The 22,716-nt window shown below is 70.7% G+C and carries 9 protein-coding genes and 2 pseudogenes; 6 read left to right on the top strand and 5 right to left on the bottom strand.

The window, feature by feature from the left end; all coding sequences use genetic code 11:
• The first annotated feature begins 38 nt into the window (after nucleotides 1-38).
• The 3 genes and pseudogenes from HCN08_RS26085 to HCN08_RS26075 all read left to right on the top strand — a co-directional run.
• Entirely contained in the window at nucleotides 39-1,469 is a 1,431-nt protein-coding gene (locus HCN08_RS26085) for a hypothetical protein (RefSeq protein ID WP_167985693.1), read from the top strand.
• Between the two features lie 167 nt (nucleotides 1,470-1,636).
• Nucleotides 1,637-2,167, top strand: a complete 531-nt coding sequence (locus HCN08_RS36970) for a GP88 family protein (RefSeq protein WP_167985703.1) — start codon at nucleotides 1,637-1,639, stop codon at nucleotides 2,165-2,167.
• A gap of 138 nt (nucleotides 2,168-2,305) precedes the next feature.
• Nucleotides 2,306-2,537 (top strand): annotated as a pseudogene (locus HCN08_RS26075) (transposase); the annotation flags it as partial.
• A gap of 131 nt (nucleotides 2,538-2,668) precedes the next feature.
• On the opposite strand, the gene HCN08_RS26070 reads toward HCN08_RS26075, so the two are convergent.
• The gene (locus HCN08_RS26070; protein ID WP_167985692.1) at nucleotides 2,669-3,094 is read right to left on the bottom strand and encodes a DUF7919 family protein; all 426 of its coding nucleotides are present in this window, start codon (nucleotides 3,092-3,094) and stop codon (nucleotides 2,669-2,671) included.
• 6 nt (nucleotides 3,095-3,100) lie between these two features.
• The gene (locus HCN08_RS26065; protein WP_167985691.1) at nucleotides 3,101-7,906 is read right to left on the bottom strand and encodes a putative T7SS-secreted protein; all 4,806 of its coding nucleotides are present in this window, start codon (nucleotides 7,904-7,906) and stop codon (nucleotides 3,101-3,103) included.
• A 254-nt stretch (nucleotides 7,907-8,160) separates the two neighbouring features.
• On the opposite strand from HCN08_RS26065, the pseudogene HCN08_RS35730 reads away from it, so the two are divergent.
• A pseudogene (locus HCN08_RS35730) lies at nucleotides 8,161-8,888 on the top strand (transposase).
• Nucleotides 8,889-9,518: 630 nt separating this feature from the next.
• On the opposite strand, the gene HCN08_RS36730 reads toward HCN08_RS35730, so the two are convergent.
• Together HCN08_RS36730 and HCN08_RS26045 are read right to left on the bottom strand one after the other, a co-directional pair.
• Nucleotides 9,519-12,899 (bottom strand): discoidin domain-containing protein, encoded by a 3,381-nt coding sequence (locus HCN08_RS36730; protein ID WP_407648882.1) that lies wholly within the window; start codon nucleotides 12,897-12,899, stop codon nucleotides 9,519-9,521.
• A gap of 667 nt (nucleotides 12,900-13,566) precedes the next feature.
• A complete protein-coding gene (locus HCN08_RS26045; protein ID WP_167985687.1) occupies nucleotides 13,567-17,583 on the bottom strand; it encodes a carboxypeptidase regulatory-like domain-containing protein in 4,017 nt (1,338 codons plus the stop codon).
• A 925-nt stretch (nucleotides 17,584-18,508) separates the two neighbouring features.
• On the opposite strand from HCN08_RS26045, the gene HCN08_RS26040 reads away from it, so the two are divergent.
• Both HCN08_RS26040 and HCN08_RS26035 read left to right on the top strand, forming a co-directional pair.
• Nucleotides 18,509-19,843, top strand: coding sequence for a hypothetical protein (locus HCN08_RS26040; RefSeq protein WP_167985686.1), 1,335 nt, complete (start codon nucleotides 18,509-18,511; stop codon nucleotides 19,841-19,843).
• Nucleotides 19,844-19,856: 13 nt separating this feature from the next.
• Nucleotides 19,857-22,067: a tetratricopeptide repeat protein gene (locus HCN08_RS26035; protein WP_167985685.1), complete on the top strand. Its 2,211-nt coding sequence runs from the start codon at nucleotides 19,857-19,859 to the stop codon at nucleotides 22,065-22,067.
• A gap of 102 nt (nucleotides 22,068-22,169) precedes the next feature.
• On the opposite strand, the gene HCN08_RS26030 is transcribed toward HCN08_RS26035, so the two are convergent.
• Entirely contained in the window at nucleotides 22,170-22,715 is a 546-nt protein-coding gene (locus HCN08_RS26030; protein ID WP_167985684.1) for an SMI1/KNR4 family protein, read from the bottom strand.
• Nucleotide 22,716: the final 1 nt, after the last annotated feature.

The raw sequence follows: 22,716 nt of genomic DNA, 5'->3' as shown, positions 1-22,716 counted from the left end.
CCGGCATCGCCCAGCTGTGAGACAAAGAGAGGCACTCCATGACCATAAAAAAGTCGAAACATCGTCTCAATGCCGTCCTGATCGCTGCGCTGGCTTTCACCGCCAGCGCGAGTGTCGCCGCCACCGGGTCGGCCGGCATGACACCCGTCGCAGTATCCAGCCGCGCGCCCGTTCCAGCGCCTGCCACCGCCGCGCCGCTGGACACACCCGGCAGGACGGCCGCCGCCTCGCCGAGCGTCGCACGGACGGGGGCGGCGAGTGCGGCCGGCGCGGCCGTGGTGCCGCTGAACCTGCCCGCAAAGCCCACCACCAAGAAGCCGAAGCAGGTCAAGCCGGTCGCCTCCAGCACCTGCCCCACCTCTGGCGCCCACGTCAAGCAGAACGCTGCGCAGGCTGGCAAGCCGGTGGTCTGCCTGACCGCAGACCCGATCGCCGTGTCGGCATCGACGCAGACGGCTGCAGGGTCGGTCACGCCCAAGACGTTCGTCGGATCAAACTGCCTCAACAAGACCGGTGTGTGGGAGGTAGACCGCACCACCGCATGCATCAAGAGCTGGGGATTGACCGCGGACATCAGGTACCCCAACGGACCCGTCATCGGGACACAGCACTTCCTCGTGAACCAGGACATCATCCTCAACACCAACGGCCCCGGCATCACCGAGCAGGACACCATCACCCGTGACCACGGGACAGGGGAATTCGCAGCCGACTGGGTGATCGTGCACTTCGCCTCCAGTTGCGGCTCTAAATGCCTGACCAACAACCCCGCCAACGCAATTTCGCTCCCGAACATCGGCTCAACCGCAGACTTCACTCTCTCGTACTCCGACGCTCCCGCCCTCGGGCAGAAGGACACGTTCGACACCTTCTACAACCTCAGCATGGATTTCTTGGACCAACTCGTCGGGAGCGACAGCATAAGCTGGAGTTCGCCCGAGGCGATCAGGTGCGACAACATGCTGGCCCCGCGGTCGCCCGGCTGCGTCTTCCCGCAGCAGGGACCCACACTGAATCTGTCGGTGTCCGTCTACGGCGCTGCGGCCGTGAACGTCGCGATCGGCCAGAAATACCTCAACCAGCCCTACGGCACCGTGGCAGCGCCTCTGACCCGAGGTAACCCCTCGGTGACCGACCCCAACCGCGACGCCATCTGCGACAGCTCGTTCTTCCCGAGCCTCATCCTGGTGCCGAACGACAGCTGCGACGAATACCCGTTCGCCTCCAGCCAGCAAAGCGGCGCACAACGCGGTTTCACGGGCGCGTCCTGCCTGGAAACGATCGCCCTGCAGAAAAGCGACGGGTCCTGGGTCATCTACCTGCTGCACGGCAACGTCGGAGCACAACCGTGCGAGCGCGGACACGTACCCAATGACCTGAACCGGGCGGTGGGTACGGCGGTCGGGACGATGTACACCAACAACCGGATGATCACCGGCGACGCATACATCGTCGAGGTCGACAACTGACCCATCCCCACCCAGCAACGCCCTCACCGCTGACGACAACTCCCATGGGACTCGGCCCTGGGTACCCAGCACCGCGCGGGCGGCGACTCGAAACATCACTGAAGTAGGTGACCCATCCGTTAACGCACCCCCGAGATCAGTCATCTTTTCAGTGATGTCGTCCTGCTCTGCTCCGAGCGGAGACGTACAATCTTGCGTCCGTCCGCGCGGCGCACATGCGGAATCTGATGCTGACGCTGGATCTGCCCCGCCTCGAACAAATGGGCGAGGAGATCCAGCACAAGCGCTACGCGGGCCGCACAGTGCGCATTCACGCGGCCGGCGACTTCTACTGCTGCACGAAGGAGGTCACGCTGTTCAAAGAATTGGTGGAAGACGAGGCGCCGTCCAACTTCCGCTGGTGCTACAGCCTCGGCTGCAAGCAGGACGCCTTGGTCCGCCCGGGCGACCGGTACGCCGACGTGCACAGCCCGGATCCAGGCTGCGAGTGCGGCGTCCGCGGCCTGTCGAGCGGCCCGGTCGGCGGCCGTCGACCGCCAGTAGCAGAAGCTGGAGCGGGCGATACCGAGGATGGTGCACAGCCGCTTCACGCCGTAGCGGTGGTGGTCTGCGACGAACTGGAAGCGGTTCACCAGCGCGTCTCCCCGGCGAAATACTTCGCGGCCCTGCGCAGGATCTCGCGTTCCTCCTCCAGTTGACGGTCCTTCCGCCGAAGGGCAGCGTTCTCCGCCTCCAGCGGCGTCGGCGGCTCGGCCGGTACGGCCGCCCGGCGACCGCGAGGCCGACTTGCACCAGCGTCCCGGGCCCAGTTGCGAATCCGGGGTCAAGGCCCGGTCGCCTGGGCGGAGTTCGTGCCCTTCCTTTCCTTCGACGTCGAGATCCGCAAGGTCATCTGCTCGACGAACGCCATCGAGTCCGTCAACGCCCGCATCCACAAGGCCGTACGCGCCCGCGGCCCCTTCCCCGATGAGGCCGCGGCCGTGCGTCTTCACCGCCCTCATGAGCCTGGACCCGGCCGGCAAGGGCCGCAAACGCTGGACCATGCGCTGGAAGGCACCCGTGCCCGCCTGCCGTGTCCACAGCTGTCCGGGCAGCCTTCCCCCGCAGGCGCAGCCGGCCGATCCCTGCGCCGTCCGGAACGCCTCGGCCCCGTCCCGTACCTGCGGCTCCAGATCTGTCGTACAGGTCCACCGGAACGTTCACGAAGGGGCTTCGATGGCATACCGCCGCGCCATAACGCCCTCGACGAATTCGCCGGGTGGCAGGTAACGGTGGTCCTTGACGTAGTGGTATGCGAGATCGGGCGCGATCAGCACGTCTCCTGACGCAGAAAGCACGCGGACTTCCGCCGACCCGAGGGCGATGCCGGTGTCACCGGCCTGCGCGCGAAAGGGGTAGGGGAGAGCGTCCTCGCCGTGCGGCAGCGTGCAGGCATGCCACCCGCGCATCCTCGCCGAGGGATGGTCCCTCGCCAGGGAGAGGAAGGCGTCGAGAAAACCTTCCGGCACCTCCCCTTGGGGGAAATCGGCACCCTCGCCGAGCCATCCGACGTTCAGCGCGCGCACGCCGGACGGAACCGTTTCCTCCGCGTATACGTACGCGGACAGATCGCTGTAAATTGCCACGTTCTCTTATCCTATACCGATGACGCTTCTGCAGGCCGCCCAGTGGACGTTGCCCATATTAGGCTGCAACAGTTCGGAGAGGCTGAACGGTCTGGTGACGGTGAGATTCCTGGGGGATCCGAGGATGTTCAGGCCGTCGGGCGGGAAGAGCGTGTAGTTGGGCAGCCGCTCGCCGGGCCCGTAGACCTCGACGGGCGTGGGCGAGCCGGTCTCGATCTTGTTCCCCAGCCGGTCGGAGATCGTCTCACCGTGGTGGCTGTACATGTGGAGGGTCGTGCCCTCGGGGACGGTGACCGGCGTTCCGTCCCCCACCCGTATCCCGCCGTGGCCGCTGTAGACGAACTCGTTGTCCGGGCGTCCGAGCGAGCGCAGATCCTGCATCACACCGTCACTGCCGACGGCGAAACTGGGGGCGGAGGGCCGGTAGTCCTGGATCGGCCCGCAGGGAGCCAGGCCGAGCGGATCGCTCCATGTCAGGGGGTTGTGCACGTATGCGGTGGGGTTGGCCGCGACCTCCAGGCCGAGCGGGTCCACGCTGAGATAGCGCGCCGTTTCCGGGTCGTAGTGCCTGAAGTAGTTGTAGTGGAGCCCGGTTTCCGGGTCAAAGTACTGGCCTGGGAAGCGCAGCAGGGTGTAGGCGGTGCTTCCGGTCGCCCAAGCTGTCGTACCCCACAGGGTGCTGCGCGCACGCCAGGCGATGCCGCCGTGCTCGTCGACCAGTTCGCGCGGGGCGCCGACGAGGTCGGTGACGATCGCGAAGAACCGCGTGTCGACTTCCTCCTGTGGCAGGCCCGCGGCCGTGACGCGTTCTGTCTGGGCCACCGGACGCAGTCCCTGGTGATCCCAGGTGAGCGTCACCGGGCGCGGCACCTCCGAGCCGAGCGTGGTCTGCTCGCAGAGCGTCGTGCCGTCCCACGTGAAGAGGGTCTCCTCGACGACGCTCTCACCGTCCGGGGCGAGCCGCGTCTTCGCCGTGCGGCGCCCCAGTGCGTCGTAGGAATAGCGCCACCGCGTGTTGTCCGGCGTGGTGACGGACGTCAGCCGGTCTTCGGCGTCCCACTCGTACCGCCAGGTCTCCGGTTTGCGGGACAGCCGGGACTTCTGGCGCAGGGTGACGCGTCCCAGGGCGTCGTGCTCGTAACGGACGCGGCCCGCCTGGGTGATACGCGTCCCGGCGTAGGTGCGCGGACCGGTCGCCTCGGAGCCCGGGTGCCCGGCCGGCCAGGAGGCGGACGCCTGGTTTCCTGCCGCGTCATAGGTGTAGGTCTCGGACCAGTTCTGCGCCTGGACGGAGGTGACCCGGCCCGTGGTGTCCAGGTCGAGCCGCGACGGCCCGGTGAGCAGGTCGTCGACGCCGGTCAGATGGCCGTCGGAGCGGTAGGCGTAGGACCGGCGCTGCACGGTGGCGGCATCGGTGGTCGAGGTCACCGACTGGGTCGCAAGCCGCCCCGCTTCGTCGAACTCGTTGGTGAGCGTGACGAAGTCACCGATCCGGCGGGAGAGTTCACGTCCCGCGGCGTCGTAGGAGAAGTCGATGGTCCGCCCGGAGGCGACCATGCGCCGGTGGTTGCCGGCCGCGTCGTACGCCCAGTGCGTCGTCGTCCCGGTCGGGGTGGTCCGGCCGGTGCGACGGCCCAGGCTGTCATACGCGTAGGTGAGGGTCCGACCGTTGACGGTCTCGGACCGGAGGCGACCGTACCGGTCCCGTACCCGGGAAAGGACCGCGTCCGGTCCTTCGGCCCGGGCCAGCTCGTCGGTGAGGTCGTATGCGTAGGTCGTGACCTTGCCGCAGGCCTCCTTGCGGATGACCTGTCCGAGCGCGTTGCGCTGGTAGGTGATGGTCTGACCGAGGCTGTCCGTACGAGAGGTGAGTTGACCTGCCGCGTCGTGGGCGTAGCTGATCCTGCGGTTATCGAAGTCCGACTCCTCGATCAGCCGCCCCACCGGGTCGTAGCGGTAACTCCACCTCAGTCCCTGGGGGTTGATCACCTGCGTCAGTCGCAGCTCGGTGTCGTGGACGAATTCGTGCCGCACGCCATCGGGATCGGTGCGGGCGCTGAGCAGGTCGAAGTCCGTGTATTCGAACCGGGTGACGCCGCCGGTCGCGTCATGGTGGCTGACCCGGTTGCCCTCACCGTCGTAGGTCCACGACTCGGTGGTCCCGTCAGGAGCGCTTCGCCGGGCGAGCCTTCCCTCGACCGTCCACTCCAACCGGGTGACGGCGCCGGTGGGATCGGTGATGGCGGCGGGCCTGCCGAACGCGTCGCGGTCGTAGCGGGTGACGGCGCCGAGCGGGTCGACCACCTCGACGAGCAGGCCCGCCTGGTCGCATCGGACCGCTGTCACGTTGCCGAGCGGGTCGGTCACGGCGGTGAGGTGGCCTGCGGCGTCGCGCGTGTAGTGGGTGACCTGGCCGGCGGGGGTGGCGGACGAGGTGCGATTGCCCCGCTCGTCGTAGGTCTCCCACGTGGAGTTGCCGTCAGGCCTGGTCACCTTGACCGGGCGGTTGCCCTTGTCGTACTCGAAACACGTCCGCCGACCGTCCGGACGTACCACCTCCGAGACGTACCCGCTCCCGGTGTACCGGTACGCGGTGGTGCGGCCGAGGGCGTCGGTCGTGGACAGCAGCCGGCCCTCGCTGTCCCGCTCGTAGCGGGTGACGTTGCCCAGCGGGTCGGTTTCGGCGATCAGGCGGTAGGCGGCGTTGTGGGTGTACGTGCGGCGGTGTCCGAGCGAGTCCGTGAACGTGGTGGTGCGCGTGGTGTCGTCGTAGTCGAGGGTGCTGCTCAGGAAACCGCCGGGGCCGTGGGTCGCCACGCAGCGTCCCCGGGCGTCGTACTGGTAGCGGTAGGTGCTGGCGTTGCGGTCGGTCCACGAGGTGAGCCGCGCCCCGCTGTCGTAGGTGAACCGGTAGGGGACACCGGAGGAGTCGGCGGTCTCCGTGAGGTTTCCGGCGGCGTCGAAGCCGAAGGAGGCGACCAGGACGGACGGCCCACCGGCGGGATCGAGGAGCCGCAGTGCGCAGATGCGACCGTCCTGGCTGTCCAGGGCGACGCGGTAGCCGCCGCTGTGGCGGACCTCGGTCGGGATTCCGTGGGCGTCGTGACTGATCTCGTAGCCGTTGCCGTTGGCATCCCTGACCTCGGTGAGGGGCAGGAGCGTGCCGCCGCCCGGTGCGGCAAGCGCGTCGGAGACGGCGGCGAAGTGCTGGACGCGGCCGGTGCCGGGGTCGGTGATGCACAGCGGTGATCCTGGGGTGCCGTCCCACAGGAGGGGCCAGCGGGGACCACGGACGGGCAGCGCGGGAACGCCGGCCTGCGGCACCGGGTAGAGCAGGATGAGCCCGTCCTGACCGACGAACGCCACCCCGTTGTCGTCGAGTTCGAGGCGCTGGTCGAGGGTGGAGGCCCAGGAGCGGCCGAAGAGGCGGCCGACCTGGTACGAGGACAGGTGAGTGCGCGTCAGTACCAGCGGGACCGTGCCCGCCAGGGCGATGTCGGTCTGCGACAGGACCATGTCACCGGTGGCGACGTCGATCGGGTCGGAGACGGTCTTCTTCGCCGCGTTCTCGATGGCCGTCTTGGCGGGATCCGCCGCGGCAGCGGTCGCGGCGTTCTTGGCTGCCCCTTCTCCGGCGTCCTTGGCCGCGTTCTTGGCGGCACTCTCCGCCGCCGCCTTGGCTGCGGTCCCGCCGCCGTCGGTGGCGATGGTGAGCAGGATGTTGCCGATGAGGCGTCCGCCGGCCTCGGAGCCGTCGGAGCCCCAGCCGGTGCCGAGGACGGCGGCGGGGAGGCGCTCGGGATGCTGGGTCATGTCGACCAGGCCCGCAGCGGTGGCGTTGAGGTGCGTCAGGTACTGCGCCGGGTGGGTCATGTTGTACGGGTCGTACGGATTCAGGCCGCGGGCGAACTTGAGGATGTCGGTGCCCGATCGGACGAGGCCGCCGACGAAGTGCTCGCCCGCGATGGGCAATGCCTTGCCGACGTCGCCGAAGTCGTTCTGCATCCGGTCGGTGAACTCTGGTTTGGGCGGGGCGAGTTCGGTCGCTGTCCTGACCGCCGCCTCGGCGTGGCTCGCGGCGGTGTCGCGTTGCTTGCGGGCGGCGTCGAGGATGTCCTTCGCCGCCTGCTTGTCGTGCGCGCCGGGGTCGGAGAAGGCGGGTGGCGCGGTCGGCATCGCGCCGGGGTCCTCACCGCCGTCGACCTTGTCGTTGTATGCCTTGACGTCGTCCTGGTACCGGTCGATGGTCGCGTTGTACGCCTGCGCGGCCGACTTGCGCGCAGCCACACCCTGCTTCCACAGGCGTACTGCTTCCTCGGCCTGGCCGCGCGCCCATACCAGCGTCTCGGCATACGACTCCAGGGCCAGGCCGGCGTCCGCGCAGGCGGTGGCGGCGCGGGCCCATTTCGCGGGCTGCGCGGTGAACGTGGCCCGGAATGCCTCGGCACCCAGGCCGTCCCAGTCGCCGGGATCAAGGTGCGACAGGCCCGTGTGGCCGGAGTCGAAGGCCACCGCGAACTTCGCCAGGTGCGTGACCACCTTGCGGATCTTGTCCGGGTCGCCGTGCAGCAGCTCCTTCGGGTCATCGGTCTGCCCGAGCTGCTGCTCGGCGACGTGCGCGCCGAGGTGGTCGGCGATGTGATCGCCCTTGTCCTCCACCCAGTCCGCGGCGTCGTCCAGCCCGACGTGGTCCAGGCCGTCCCCGACGATGTGCGCACCGTCGTCGACGAGTTCGCCGGCCTTCTTCTTGACCTTGTCGACGCCGTGCTCGATCCCGTCCCCGACCTTGTTGACGAACGACTTGAAGCCCATCCGTCCGACCCCCCAAGGCAGTACGACAGTCCGCCAAACCTAACAATCCGTCGCGGTCACGTCACCCTCGCAACCAGAGCAGGGGCCGCTCGCGGAACAGCCTCCAGCAACGCATCACGACCGAGCGGCGGGAAGGTCGGTGAGTCCGAGCGCCAATCCCCGTCACCGGCCGGCCCCGCGGCACGTGAGCACTGTCCACAACCTCCCCGGACAGAGCACCTAGGCCGTTTCGTTCGGATCATCTGATCGTTGTTCTGAGTGTGCCGTTGAGTGACGCGCAGTGGGCGCGGATCGAGCCGTTGTTGCCGGACCGGACGCCCAGGCGGGGTGGGCGGTGGCGGGACCACCGTGGGGTGATCGATGCGATCGCCTGGAAGTTCCAGACCGGATCGCAGTGGGTCCATCTGCCGGAGAGGTACGGGAACTGGCGCGGGGTCTACAGCCGACTGCGGATGTGGGCCGCTGATGGCACGTGGGAGCGGGTCCTCACCGCGTTGATGGCCCAGGTCGGCGAGCCGGCAGATCATGCCATCGGACGGTCCCGCGGGGTCTGAGCACCAAGGTGCACCTCGCCGCCGACGACCGGTGCAGGCCGATGGCCTTCGTCCTCACCGCAGGGCAGGCCGGAGACACACCGGCCTCCCCCGACGTGATGGCCGCCCTGCGCGTTCCCCGGCCGCGAGGACGACCCCGCACCAGACCGGACGTGGTCCTGGCCGACAAAGCCTACTCCTCACGCGCCATCCGCGAGCACCTGCGCCGACGCGGCATTCGCTCCCAGCGTCGCAGTCTGCCGATGGCCGGGTTCCGTAACGAGGCCATCGCCCGCGGTGCGCTGCCGGTGTGGACGGTGAAGGAGTCCTCGGCGAAGACCACGTCTCGGACGTGGTGGCTGGAGTTTTCGACTGCCCAGTGCCCGCGGACGTATCTTCCCAGGTCACCAGGGCTGGCCTGGTGGGTGTCGAGGCTGGTGTCGGCGTAGACGGTCTCGCGGGTCTGCCGCTTTCCGGACTCCTGGCAGCGTCGGTGGATGCGACGGTGGGGGCGTGGGTGACGGCGGACAGCAGGTGCCGGTGGCGCTGCTGTTGGTGCGCGGAGCCGGGCAGCGCCTTGCCGGCCGCTGCGATCGCCGGCCGCGGCGGCGGGCCGGTGTCGCCAGCAGCGATGTGGTGGTGTGCAGCCGGATGGGCGCCGGGCGCGGCATCCAGGGCATTGCCGTCGAGGGCGGACAGGAGCCGGGTGAGGGTCGCATGGGAAGTGGCGTGTCGACGCCCGAGCACGTGGCGGCATCGCCGAGTGGGGACAGCGCGCCACCACCACGGCCCGGTTTCACCAGGGCGACAGGGATCGGGGAGGATGGAGCGGCAGGCACAGGACCTCGATGTGATCAGCTGGCGTAGACACCCTGATGACCACCGACCCCGTGCCTGTGCTGTTCCCGCGTCGACTCCCTCTCCGCGCGGACGGTCTACGCGATCTCGGAACTTGCAACCGCCCTGGCTCGTGACGGCCCCCGGGGGAGCGCGCAGCGCCGTGGCGCGTGAGAGGGGCGTGAGGTTCCATTGCCGTGGCCGGGCAGCAGCGCCTCACGCCCCTCAGGGGCGGTCCCGGATCAGTCCATGGCGTTGGCCGTGACGTCGTTCGGGTTGTTGAGGTTGCCGGTCAGCGGCAGGTTGCGCGAGCTGTCGCCGACCAGGATCTGGTAGTTGCCCGCCGAGGCGATCCAGTTGCCCGACGCGGTGTCCCAGTGCGCGAGGTCGTGCGCGGTCACCGTGAACGTGACCGTGCCGGACGCACCGGGGTTCAGCGTGATCCGCTGGAAGCCCTTGAGCTGGTGCGGCGGCTCGCCGGCCGGGGCCGGATCACCGACGTACAGCTGGGCCACCTCGGTCCCTGCCCGGCTTCCGGTGTTGGTGACGGTGGCCGTCACCGTCGCCTGACCGTTGCTCAGCGCCCCGACCTTGAGGTTGCCGAACGAGAAGCCGGTGTAGGACAGGCCGAAGCCGAACGGGAACAGCGGCGTGACGTTCTTCGCGTCGTACCAGCGGTACCCGATGTCCAGCCCTTCCGAGTACTGGACGGTGCCGTTGACACCCGGCCACTGCGCGGCCGTGCTCGCCGGCACCTGCGCGAGCGAGGCCGGGAAGGTGATCGGCAGGTGCCCGGAGGGGTTCACGTCGCCGAACAGCAGCGCAGCGATCGCCTGGCCGAACTCCTGTCCCTGGTAGAAGGTCTCGAACACACCCGCGACCTGGTTCAGCCACGGCATCATGATCGCCGAGTTGTCGCTGAGCACCACGATCGTGTGGGGGTTGGCCGCGGCGACCGCGGAGATCAGCGCGTCCTGGTTGTTCGGCAGGTTGAGCGTGGGGTTGTCGGACTCCTCGTGGCCGTAGTTGTCGGCCGCGAAGACGATCGCGACGTTCGAGGACTTCGCCAGCGCGACCGCGCTGCTCTGGTCGGTCCCGTCGTCGTAGGCGACCTTGACGTTGGTGCCGGCGGTGCGTTGCTGGATCCCGTACAGCGGGTTGTAGGTGCCGGTGCTGGTGGCGGTGCCGCTGCCGCCGCCGGCGGTGATCACGCCGGCGCCGGCGTTGGTGCCGATGACCGCGACGGACTCGCCGCCGTTCGGGCTGAGCGGCAGCACGCCGTTGTTCTTCAGCAGGACCGAGCCCTCCTCGTCACCGCGCAGCGCGACCGCGCGGTGTTCGGGCGTGGCCACGATGGCGGTGGTGGAGCCGCTGGGCGCCTTGTCGAACATGCCGAAGCGGAACATCTGGGTCAGCACCCGGGACACCATGGCGTCGAAGGTCGCCTGGGTGACCTGGCCCGCGGCGACGGCCTGCTCCAGATCGGTGCCGAAGAACCCGCCGAACGGCATCTCGATCGTCTCGCCGGCATTGGCCGAGGGCGCGGTGGAGTGGATGCCGCCCCAGTCCGAGCAGATGAAGCCCTGGAACCCGGCCTGCTGGTACATCGGCACGTTCTCGATCTGCGGGTTCTGGCAGGAGTAGGCGCCGTTCACCATGCTGTAGCCGCACATCAGCGCCGCCGCGCCGCCCTTCTCGATGGCGGTCTGGAAGCCGGGCAGGTAGATCTCCTGCAGGGTGCGGCCGTCCACGATCTCGTTCCCGGGCGCCGACGGCTGCTCGATGTTGTACGCGGCTGCGTGCTTGACCATGGCCATCACGCCCTGGCTCTGCATGCCCTGGACGTCGGCGCTCACGATCTCGCCGGTGAGGTACGGGTCCTCGCCGAAGGTCTCATAGGACCGGCCCCAGCGCGGGTCGCGCACCATGTTGATCGTCGGGCCGAGCGAGACGTTGACGCCCTTGCCTGCGAACTCCTGGCCCACCGCGACGCCGAAGTCGTGCTCGTAGGCGGGGTCGAAGGTGGCCGCGGAGGTCTCGCCGTCGGGGAACTGGGTGACGCCCGCCAGGCCGTCGCCCACGCCGGTCGGCCCGTCTTCCAGGTTGACGTCCGGGATGCAGAGCGCGGGCTGGCCGGCGATCTGCCCGATGTAGACGTTCGAGCCGTCGCCGTGCAGCATCCCGGCCTTTTGGTCCTGCGTCATTGCGCCCATCAGCTGGGCGACGCGGGTCGAGACGGCCACGTTGGGCTCGTTGATCCATGGGCAGTTGCCCGGTGCGGGCTGCGGCGGGGGCGGCGGGATGGTGACGGTCTGGTTCCCGACCGTGTAGACGGAGAACTCCCACAGCGAGTAGCCGTAGCCCGTGCCGCGGGCCGTGCCGTACATCCGCACGTAGCGGCCGGTCCCGGTGACGTTGAGGGTCTGGGTGCCGCCGGTTCCGGTGGTGGTGGAGTAGATCGTGGTCCAGTTGGTGTTGTCCGTCGAGGTCTGCAGCTGGAAACCGGAGGCGTAGGCGTTCTCCCACTGGAGCACCACCTGGCACACCGACAGGCTGCCACCGAGGTCCACCTCGATCCACTGCGGGTCGGCGATCGCACTCGACCAGCGGGTCAGGGTGCTGCCGTCGGTGGCGTAGAACGGGTCGTAGGCCGGGTTGGCGTCCTGGACCGACGAGGCCGTGGCGGGGTGGCCGAGGGCCGCGTTGGTGGTGCCGCAACCGCCGGTGGGCGGCGGTGTGCTGCCTCCGGTCCCGCCGGTTCCGCCGGTTCCGCCGGTGAAGACCTGGAACTCCCAGAGCGAGTAGCCGTAGCCCGTGCCCCGGGCGGTGCCGTACATCCGGATGTAGCGGCCGGTGCCCGAGATGTTGAGGGTCTGGGTGCCGCCGGTTCCGGTGGTGGTGGAGTAGATCGTGGTCCAGTTGGTGTTGTCCGTCGAGGTCTGCAGCTGGAAACCGGTGGCGTAGGCGGCCTCCCAGCTGAGGGCGGCCTTACAGATCGTCAGGGTGGAACCCAGGTCGACCTCGAGCCACTGCGGGTCGGCGGCGGCGCTCGACCAGCGGGTGCCGGTGTTGCCGTCCACCGCCGCGGCGGCGGGAGTGCCGGCGTTCTCGGTGGAGGAGGCGGTCGCCGGCTGGTTCAGCGCCGCGTTCTGCGTGCCGCAGGTCGTTCCGCCCCCATCGGTCCCCAGGGTGCCGAAGACCTGGAACTCCCAGAGCGAGTAGCCGTAGCCCGTGCCGCGGGCGGTGCCGTACATCCGGATGTAGCGGCCGGTCCCGGTGACGTTGAGGGTCTGGGTGCCGCCGGTTCCGGTGGTGGTCGAGTAGGCCGGGGTCCAGGTCGACCCGTCGGCCGAGACCTGGATCTGGTACGCCTTGGCGTAGGCGGTCTCCCACTGGAGCACCACCTGACTGATCGTCGCGGTCGAGCCCAGGTCCACCTGCAGCCACTGCGGGTCGCTCCAGGCGCTCTCCCAGCGGGTGCCGGTGTTGCCGTCCACCGCGTTGGCGGCGGCGTTGCCGGCGTTTACCGAGGAGGCCGTGACGGCCTTGCCCTGCGAGAGCAGCGTGGGGGCCGCGTTCGCGGTGGTCGCGCCGGAGACGAGCAGAGCGGTGATCAGCGCCAGGACGGCGAGGGCCGCCGTCCAGAGGGTTCTGCCGGTCTTCCGGGGTACGGGAGCGAACCCCGGAGGACGGTGGGGGCGGCCTTGCGTTCGTGTGTACACGGCTCTCCTATGGCTGCTGCTGGTCGGGGTGGGGGGTCCGGCGTCCGCTCAGTGAAGGCGGCCTGCCCGGCCGCTGGGCGTCATGCGCAGCTGCCCGCTGTCCCGCCGGGTGCCGTGCACGCGGACAGTGCGCCCGGAAGCGTTTACGGGAAGCGTCTGGGCGCCACCGGTCCCGGTTGTCGCGGAGTGGACGTCAGTCCGGGTCGCGCCGTCGTCCGGGGTCTGGATCGTGATACCGCCGACCGCGGCACGCAGGAGGCAGGTCGGTGCGGCCACGGCCGCCGCGGCGGCACGGGACATCGGCGTTCCCATCGACTCTCCTGACGGAGGAGTGGGGCATGGACGGGTGCTCGGGGAGAGCGCTCTCCCAAAGCTGCTGCGCGATCGTGGGCCCGAGGAGAACGCTGTGTCAAGAGATGTGACGCTGCGAGTGCCGGCGAGTTGGCCCCGGGGAGGGCGGGCCCGCGGGGCCGCCCGCTACCGTGACCGGTGGCACGGTGACATCGGTGACGTGCAGGTGCACGACCGGGTCGTCGTGCCCGGCGAGGTCGCCGAACTGCCCCGGTGCCTACCGGTCGGCGGCGCCCATCTGCCGTCGGACGTACCGTGAAGAGGCGGGCGGGGTGGCTGGGGCGAGCGCGGAGGTGGGGGTCTTCGGGAGGCGGGCGTCGACTCCCGTGCGGAACTGGCCGGCCGACTGGCGGATCAGGGTGGCCTTCCCGGAGTCCTCGGGCACACCGTTGTAGCACTGGTTGCCGTAGCCGCGGGGAGCCGAGGTGCTGGTTGCGCCGAAGCCGTTGAAGCACACCTGGAAGTCGGTGCCGGGGGTGAGGTCGGCGACCGCGTACTCGCCGTTGCTGTCGGTGGTCGTGTGGAGGTCCTCGTAGGCGTACCCGCCCGGGTCGGCGCCGGAGACGCCTTCGACGTCGACCAGGACGCCGGCCAGCGGGGCGCCGGAGGTGTCGGTCACCCGGCCGGACAGCGCCGCGCCGCGGCCGACCTGGCCGTTGAAGCCGCGGTCGGTCTCCCGCGGCGTCACCCGCAACGACCAGGCCGGGTCCGACAGGGGGTGGCCGCCGTAGCAGTTCGCGGCGAATCCGGTGCCGTCCGGGTATTCGGCGGGGGCCGAGCCCAGGAAGCACAGCGGGAACTCCCCTTGGGGGATGCCCTTGATGAGGTACGTGCCGTCGGAGTGGGTCCAGTCGCCCGCGTCGCGGTGCGGCATCAGGCCGCCTCCGCCGTCCCACGCGAGCACCCAGACGTCGCCGTAGCCGAGCGGCAGGCCGCCGGGGCCGGTGACCTTGCCGCTGATCGCCCCGCCGGCGGCCACCACCGCGCTGATGCCCGCGGTCGTGCCGCCCGCGGTGACCGGCACCTGGTACGAGCCGCCGTGGTCGCCGTAGCACTGGAAGACGTAGCCGGTGGTGTCGGAGATGCCGCCGGTGGCGTCGGTCGGGGTGAAGCAGACGCCGTACGAGTCGCCGGGCTGCACGCCGGTGAAGGTGTACGTGCCGCCCGCCGCGGTGGTCGCCGCGTCGACGACCGGGGCGCCCCCGCAGCTGCACTGGAGGAGTTCCACCTCGACGCCGGCCAGCGGGTGGCCCTGCGTGTCGGTGACCCGGCCGGTGACCGTGCCGGTCGTCGGGGCGGTGCCGCCGGCGTACACGGTGAGGGTGCCTGCCGCCTGCACGGTGTGGCCGTGGGTGTCGGTGAAGCGCAGCGTGAACGGGGACGTGCCCGCGGTGGCCGGCGTCCCGGAGACGGTGTAGCCGGACAGCGTCAGCCCGGCGGGCAGCGCGCCGCCGGCCAGCGCCCAGCTGCCGGCCCGGTGGTCGGCGGTGGTCAGCTGCGCGCTGTAGGGGTGCCCGGTGGTGGCGTCCGGCAGCCGGGTGGTGGTGATGACCGGCGGCGAGCCGGTCGGGCCGGCCGCGGCCCGGGCCAGCGTCAGGTCGAGGATGCCGAAGCGGGCGCTGGCGTCCACGTCGAGGAAGAGCACGCTGATGTGCAGCGCGGCCTCGGCGGTGAGCGAGAAGCCGAGGGTCCACCAGGGGTCGTCGGCCGGGTCGGCGTTCAGCGACAGCGTCCCGGTGACCGACGCCTCGGGTCCGGCGATCCCGTAGAGCTTTCCTTCGAGGTCGCCGGTCAGCGAGAGCGAGGCGTCGGCCCGGGCGGCGCCGGCCGCCGGACCGGTGTGGGACGTCGTGTGGGTGACGCCGGAGTACGGGCTCACCGAGCCGTTGGCGTACTGGATCCCGGCCCGCGCGGTGAGGGTCTGGCTGACGGACGTGCTGAGCTGGGCGGAGCCGCCGGCCTTGCCGGTCATCGTGACCGTGAAGACCGGGACGATCACCACCGGGACGCCGCCGACGGCGAACTCCACCGGCCGGAAGGTGTACGTGGCGAGCTTCGCGCTCCAGGTGCAGGCGACCTTGCCGCCGAAGGCGACGGACAGGCTCGTCGACTCGCCGATTTCGGCGCCCGCCTTCGCGGTGACCGTGGGCCGGAAGCCGGAGTGGCCGATGGCCGCTTCGAAGACCAGGGTCGGGGTGAAGGCGGCGGTGACGGAGACGGTGGAGCCGGTGTCGCCGTCGCAGTGTTGTGTCCCCGCGGTGCTGATCGCGCGGGACGCGATGTGCCCGGTGGCCCGCGCCCGCAACTGGGCCGGGTCGAGGGGAGCCGGGTCGGTGGGGGCGGTGGCGGCCGTGGGGGCGGTGGGGGCCGTGGCGGGACCGGGGCCGGTCGTGCCCGGGGCGTGGGGTACGACCGCGGGGCCGGCGCTGTCGGCGCTCACCACGTCGTCCGCCCCGAGCGGCGCGGACAGGGCGATGTCGCTGTCGCCCAGCGCCTGCTGGAGGCCGGCCGGCCGTACCGCCGCGACCGTGCCGCCGCCCGCGTCGGTGCTGACGGCGGTGACCTCGGCCAGCAGGCCCTGCGGGGTGGCCGGGGTGACCCCGGAGGCGATGACCTGCCCGACGCGCGGGGCGGTGGCGCCGGGCGCGACGGTGATCTGCTCGGGGCCGTCGGGCCCGGTGGACACCGCCGTGATCGCCCCGTCCGGCGCGGTCACCGTGGAGGCAGGGGTGTGCACGTCACCGATGAAGTAGCCGGACAGGTCCACCACGACGGCCACGTCACCGGCGTGGTTGTAGACGTCCACCGCACCGTCGACGCCCAGCCCCGGCAGCGCGAGGTTGGGCACCGCGCCGTGCGGCGGGGCGTTGAGGTCGGACGTCGGGGGCAGCGCGGCCAGCGACGGGTACACCGACAGGAAGGTGTGGGACGCCCCCGCGACGGTGGTCACCGTCAGCACCGCGGCGGTCGGCGGGGTGTCGGTGCCGGCCGGCGGCACTCCGTCCTCGCCCGCCACCTGCACCGGCAGCACGCCGTTCGCGCCGAGCGGCGCCTTGGGGGCGCCGGCGCCGGTACGCGTGTCGACCAGCCGGTGCGGGGTGACGGCGACGAAGTAGGAGCCGCCGGCGGACGGGTCGGACCCGTCGGTGTACCAGCCGGTGACGTCCGCGACGATCTGGGTGGTGCCCGCGTGGTTGAAGAAGGACACCTTGCCGCCGGCGCCGACGGGTACGACGACCCGGTTGGCGAGCGTGGCGCCCGGAGCGAAGTTCAGCGACGAAGTGGCCGGGCGCGGCTTGCCGGTCGGGTAGACGGTGACGTAGCCGTTCGCGGTGGGGCCGGTGACGGTGGTGTTGAGCACCACGGCCGACACGCCCGACACGGGCACCGGCCCCTCCCCCGTCACCTGGAGGTCGACGGTGCCGCCGCCCTTCGGGGTCGATCCGCCCAGGTCGCTGCGGGTGTCGAGCAGGCGGGACGGGGACAGGGCGTGGAAGCGGCCGGTCGCGGGGGAGGCCGCGGCGGCTGTCGTCCAGTAGCCGGACACGTCGGCGATCAGCTGCGTGGAGCCGGTGGCGGCCAGCTGGACCGCGCCGCCGGCGCCCACCGGGACCACCACGGCGTTGGAGACCGTCTCACCCCGGACGTAGTTGACGTTCGACGCGTTCGGCTTGGGCTCACCCGCCGGGTAGGCGGTGACGAAGCCGGTCGCCGTGGGCGCGGTGACGGTGACGTTGAGCGCGACGGCGGACACCCCGGTGGCGGGGACGCCGCCGCGGCCCGTCACGGCGAGGATCACCGAGGTCGTCGGTCCCTTCGGGGCGCCGAGCGCGCTGCGGGTGTCCAGCAGCCGGGCGGGCGTCAGGCCGGTGAAGGAGCCGCCGGGCGCCGTCGTCCGTACGGTTCCGGGTGCGGTGACGGCCGCTCCGGTGCCGGCCGCCGTCTGCGCGGCGACGGAGACGGTGTAGGCCAGCCCCGGCTGGAGGTCGGTGAGCACCGCGGAGGTCGCGCCGGGCGGTACGGTGCTGCCGGCCGACTTGGGCGAGGTCGTCACGGTGTAACCGGTGACCCCGGCGGTGTCGCCGTCCTGCCAGGTGACGGCGACGTTCAGGCCCTGCACGACCGCGGTCACCGACACCGGGTCGGCCGAGGCGGCGTGCGCGGCCGGCGGCTGCGCGACGAGGCCGGCCAGCAGCACGGAAAGCACCGCGAATCCGAGCGTGAATCTGCGCACCCGTTCCTCCCCCTACCCCCGGCCCCCGAGTGCCGCACGGCGTCGGCACGGGGGCGTCTGCCGCGGCTGAAAGGTCGGCAGAGGCCACAATGTAGCGGGGATAAAAGGGATTTGGGCAGCTTCGAGGATAATCGGACCGCGCGCCCGGCCGGAGCCCGGCCGGAGCCCGACTGCATCCCGTCCGAATCGCGTCCGGATCGCGTCCGGATCCCGTCCGGGGCGGATCGACGTGATTCCAGGTTTGGTTCCCGGGCGGCGGCGCCCACCAGCGCGATCAGTTCATCGTGCATCTGTATGCACAACCGCCCCGTACATGGCTTTCGGACAGTTCAGTTGCGTCCGTTGACCCGTGTGAGGCCCGGGGTCTACGTTCCAGACCGGCAGGCGTTAGCTGAGATGAATGGCTTCCGGAGCTTGATCAGCCTGTGTGAGTCCAGGTGGTCCTGGTCCGCGGAGCCGCGCATCCGCGCTGCGTTGATCTGCTCTTCGGACGACCGGGACGACTTGTCGCGAGGGGGTGAACCGATGAAGAAGATCGTGATCCGCAAGCCGGGCGCCGTGCGCCTGACCAGCGTCGCGGCTGCGCTCTACGGCAGCTGCGGGGGCAACCAGGGCTGAGACGACGCGGTTGCGTCGTAGCCGCCGGTTGCGGCACCGACCGGCCGACCTCGCGAAGGGGGTGAATCGATGAAGAAGATCGTGATCCGCAAGCCGGGCGCCGTGCGCCTGACGAGCGTCGCGGCTGCGCTGTACGGCAGCTGCGGGGGCAACACCAACAACGGCCCGTTCTAGTACGACGCGAGAGCGGTCCCGGCTCCCGCGGTACGCGCGCGGCGAGCCCGCGTCGCCGGCCACCCCGCAGCAGTCGCGCCGGGTGGCCGGCCACCTGACAGTGCACAGCCGAGAGGTGTCGAGGAGCAGTGGCATGCCCACCATCGCAGCGGACGACGGCGACGCCGCCACCGGGCCGGCGCCCGCGCAGCTCGACCCGGACGCCCGGATCAGGCTGCTGCCGCTGACGTACCTGACCGAGGGCGACGAGGTGACCGTCGGCTGCGCCGCCACGAACTCCTACGCGGTGCTGCCGGAGGACGGCGCCGGGCTGTTGCGCAGGCTCGGCGAGGGCGGCACGCTGGGCGAGGCGGCGGACTGGTACCGGGAGACGTACGGCGAAACGGTCGACCTCGCCGAATTCCTCGAAGCGATCGTCGACCTGGGCTTCGTCGACACCGCCGGCCCCACCGCCGAGGACACCGCCGGCCGGACCGCCGGCCGCCCTCCGGCCGCGCCCCCGCCGGTGCGCTGGGCGCGCCTGGGCCGGATCGTCTTCTCCCCGCTGTCCGGGCTGTGCTTCCTGGCGCTGGCCGCGCTGACCGCCGCGCTGATGGTCCGCCACCGGGACCTGGTGCCGGGCAACCACGACCTCTTCTTCACCCGCTACATGACGGTGATGGAACTGGTCACCTTCCTGGGCCAGTTCCCGCTGCTCCTGCTGCACGAGTCGTTCCACGCGCTGGCCGGCCGCCGCCTCGGACTGGCCTCCCGGCTGTCGGTCGGACGGCGGCTGTACTACGTGGTGTTCCTGACCGAGATGGACGGACTGGTCACCGTTCCACGCCGCAAGCGCTACCTGCCGATGCTCGCCGGCATGACCGCCGACGTCCTGGTCATCATGGTCCTCACCGTGTGCGCCGACGCGACCCGGCGGGCGGACGGCAGCCTCAGCCTCACCGGCGGCATCCTGCTGGCCCTGTCGTACACCACGGTGCTGCGGCTGCTCTGGCAGTTCTTCTTCTACATCGAGACGGACCTCTACTACGTGTTCGTCACCGTGCTCGGCTGCGTCGACCTGCAGGGGGCCGCACGCGCGGTGCTGCGCAACCGCTGGTACCGGCTGCGCCGCACGCCGCAGCGGATGACCGACCCGGCGGTGTGGCATCCGCGCGACCGGTCGGTGGCCCGCTGGTACTCCTGGCTGCTGCTGGCCGGGTGGACGTTCTCGTTCGCCTCGCTGGGCCTGATCATCATCCCGGTCGCGGTCCGGGTGTTCTCCAAGGTCGGCGGCCGTCTGGACGATCCGGGCGCGCAGAGCGTCAGCGGGCTTCTCGACAGCGCGGTGTTCCTCTCCCTCAATCTCGCGCAGCTCTGCTTCGCCCTCTGGCTGGCGGTCCGGGCACAGCGCAGCCGTCGCGCCGCCCGTACGGCCGCCACTGCCGGTGCCACCGCCGGCACCGCCGCCACTGCCACGACCTTGTCCTGACTGGAGGAATCGCATGTCCGGGGAATCGCAGCACTGGTGGATCCACGGGCCGGACGGCCTGGCCGGCCCGGCTGCCCCGTCCGCGCCGGTCACGCCGGGTACGCCGGTGGCGCCGGCTTCGCCGGCCGACTGGTCGCTCGTGGCTCCCGGACGGCCGGACCTGCCGGCGCCGCTGCTGCCGCCCATCCATGCGCACCGGCGCCTGCGCGGCCCGTACACCGCCACCGGCACCCTGTTCCGGGAGCTCTACCCGCGGGTGGCCGAGGCGGCTGCTGACGTGGTGGCCGCGCACGACGTGGAGCTGCTGACCGTCGCGCCCGAGCTGCGCGCGACGGTGCGGGCCACCCGGGAGACGCTCACGTCCCTGGCCGTTCCGGTCGAACGCACCAGGTTCTACTCCCGGTTGCGCACCCTGCGCATCGCCCACGGGCTGACCGAGTGCCTGCGGGACATGGTCGGCGCCGTCGCCGAGGGACCGGTGTCGCTGTGGTTCGACGCGGTGGACGAGGCCGACAGCCTGGACCGGGAGTTCCTCGGCGTCCTCGTACGCCGGCTGGACCCGGCGCGCATCACCCTGGTCGTCACCACGCGCGGCGACCTCCCGGAGGACGGCGACCTGCCCGCGATGCTGGCACGGTACGCGACCCGGGTCGAGGCGGCACCACTGGCCCTACTGGCGCCGCCCGCACCGCCGCAGAGCACGCCCACGCCTTCCGGTTGCGGTGACGACGACCACCGCACCTCGTCCGCCCGCCGCCACGTCGCCGCCGAGTGCCTCAGCGGTGACCCGGAGCTGCTGGCCGCCTACGAAAGCCTCCCGGAGGCCGAGCGCCGCGCCCTGCACGACGAGCGCGCCGACGCACTCGAAGCCCTGGACATGGAGTCGCTGCGCCTCGGCGCCATCCCCTACCACCGCGAACGCGGCGCGCACCCGGCCACGTCGGGTGCCAAGGCGCTCGAACACGCCCTGAACTACTGCATCGACCTCGGCTTCTACGAGGCCACCGTCGACTACGGCAAGCGCGGCAGGGCGCTGATCGACTGGGAGCAGTCGTTCGAGCAGTGGTGGGCGTTCACCACCAAGATGACCACATCGCTCGCCGCCCTGGGCCGGCCGGTCGAGGCCGAGGCGCTTTACGACGAGGCGCGGGCGTTCACCGCGTCGCCGTACATCCACATGCAGGCGGCCTACGCCACCGCGATGCTCTACACCCGCCACCACGAGGACGACCGCAAGGACCACCGCCGCGCGATGGCCTGGATCAACGAGGCCATCGCGATCGCCGAGCTGCTGCCCGACCCGAAGGACCGGGCGTTCAACACGGTCTTCCACAAGAACGGCCGGGCGCTGATCGAGAACCACCTGGCCCACCCGGACCAGGCGCTGCGGCTGGTCGCCGAGGGCCTGGAACGCCTCGACGGCGACCTGGACGCGGACGAGCACCGGCTGCACCGGTCCGTACTGCGCTACAACCGCGCGCAGGTGCTCAACGCCCTCGGCCGGCTCGACGAAGCACTCGCGGACTTCCGGGCGGTCGTCGAGGCGGACCCCAACTACGCGGAATACCACTTCGACATGGCTGCGGTGCTGCGCAAGCTCGGCCGCACCGACGAGGCGCTGTCGGAGTACGACGCGGCGATCCGCCTCTCCCCGCCCTTCCCCGAGGTCTACTACAACCGCGGCGACCTGCGCGCGCTGACGGGCGACATACCCGGCGCCGTCGCGGACTTCGCCTACGTCATCGAGATCGAGCCCACGTTCGTGGACGCCTACGTCAACCTCGCCGGCCTGCTGGTCGAGGAGGGCGAACTCGCCCAGGCCGGCGCCCTCGTCGAGGCCGCGCTGGAACTGGCGCCCGACCATGCGCACCTGCACGGCCTGCGTGGCCGCCTGGCACACGAGTCGGGCGACCCGGACACGGCCCGTACCGCGCTCGACACCGCCATCGGCCTGGACGGGACGATGGCCGAAGCGTGGGCGACCCGGGCGGCGGTGAACTACGACCAGGGCGACCTGCCCGCCGCGCTGGCCGACCTGGACCGCGCGATAGCGATCAGGCCCGACCCGGCGATGCTCTTCAACCGCGGCTCGGTCAACGAGGCGCTGGGCAACTGGCAGGCGGCCATCGCCGACTTCGACCAAGTCCTGGCCATCGACCCGGAAGAACCCGACTCCCTCCTCCACCGCGCAGCCTGCCACAACCACATCCTCGACCCCCACTGACACCCCCCTGCCCCCGCCGGCCCTGCCCCGGGGCCGGCGGCACCCCGGTCCTCGTTCACCACTGCAACGGAGCTGTCGCACCGCATTCCACAAAGTGTCAGGTCAGCGGCGTCTCGCCCCCTTCGGGGGGTACAGCACGAACTCGGGTTTCTCACTGGGAAAGTTACGGGGGAAGATCGGCATGTGGGAACGCTTGGACAGCGTATCCAGCAGGAAAGCGACAAGCCCTCCCCCGAAAGTCGGCCAGTCGGTACCGCGCGCTGCGTTGGCGGTGATCGTCCAGTCCTGCGGTCGTGCGGCGGACGACTCCCTGAGCCAGTAGACGGTGTCGCCGTTGTCCGTCTTGGCCGCGGGCAGCAGTGCGTCCGGCGCGTAGGGCATCTCCTCGCCACCGGCGCGCAGCTGTTCGAGGATTTCGGCGGATCGGGTCGCGGACGGCTCGATCAGGATCGGCCCAAAATCGCAGACGGGCTGGAGCACGTGCAGGAAGTTGTCGAACGAACCGGGACCGTAACGTCCGACGAGCGCCTTGTAGTCGTCCGGGAGTTCCGTTCCCAGTCGTTCCTCAAGATCCCGCCAGCCCGTCCACGGCACGACATCGTCAGGGGGTGGAACGAGCCGAACGAGTTCATCCAATTCCGTCATCATG

It is taken from the genome of Actinacidiphila epipremni (assembly GCF_012034175.1).
GTDB classification, from domain to species: domain Bacteria; phylum Actinomycetota; class Actinomycetes; order Streptomycetales; family Streptomycetaceae; genus Actinacidiphila; species Actinacidiphila epipremni.
This window is presented reverse-complemented; position numbering and strand designations above follow the sequence as displayed.

Coding starts and splice junctions, on each gene's coding strand:
- HCN08_RS26085 (WP_167985693.1), top strand. CDS start 39: ATGACCATAAAAAAGTCGAAACATCGTCTCAATGCCGTCCTGATCGCT.
- HCN08_RS26065 (WP_167985691.1), bottom strand. CDS start 7,906: ATGGGCTTCAAGTCGTTCGTCAACAAGGTCGGGGACGGGATCGAGCAC.
- HCN08_RS26040 (WP_167985686.1), top strand. CDS start 18,509: ATGCCCACCATCGCAGCGGACGACGGCGACGCCGCCACCGGGCCGGCG.
- HCN08_RS26035 (WP_167985685.1), top strand. CDS start 19,857: ATGTCCGGGGAATCGCAGCACTGGTGGATCCACGGGCCGGACGGCCTG.
- HCN08_RS26030 (WP_167985684.1), bottom strand. CDS start 22,715: ATGATGACGGAATTGGATGAACTCGTTCGGCTCGTTCCACCCCCTGAC.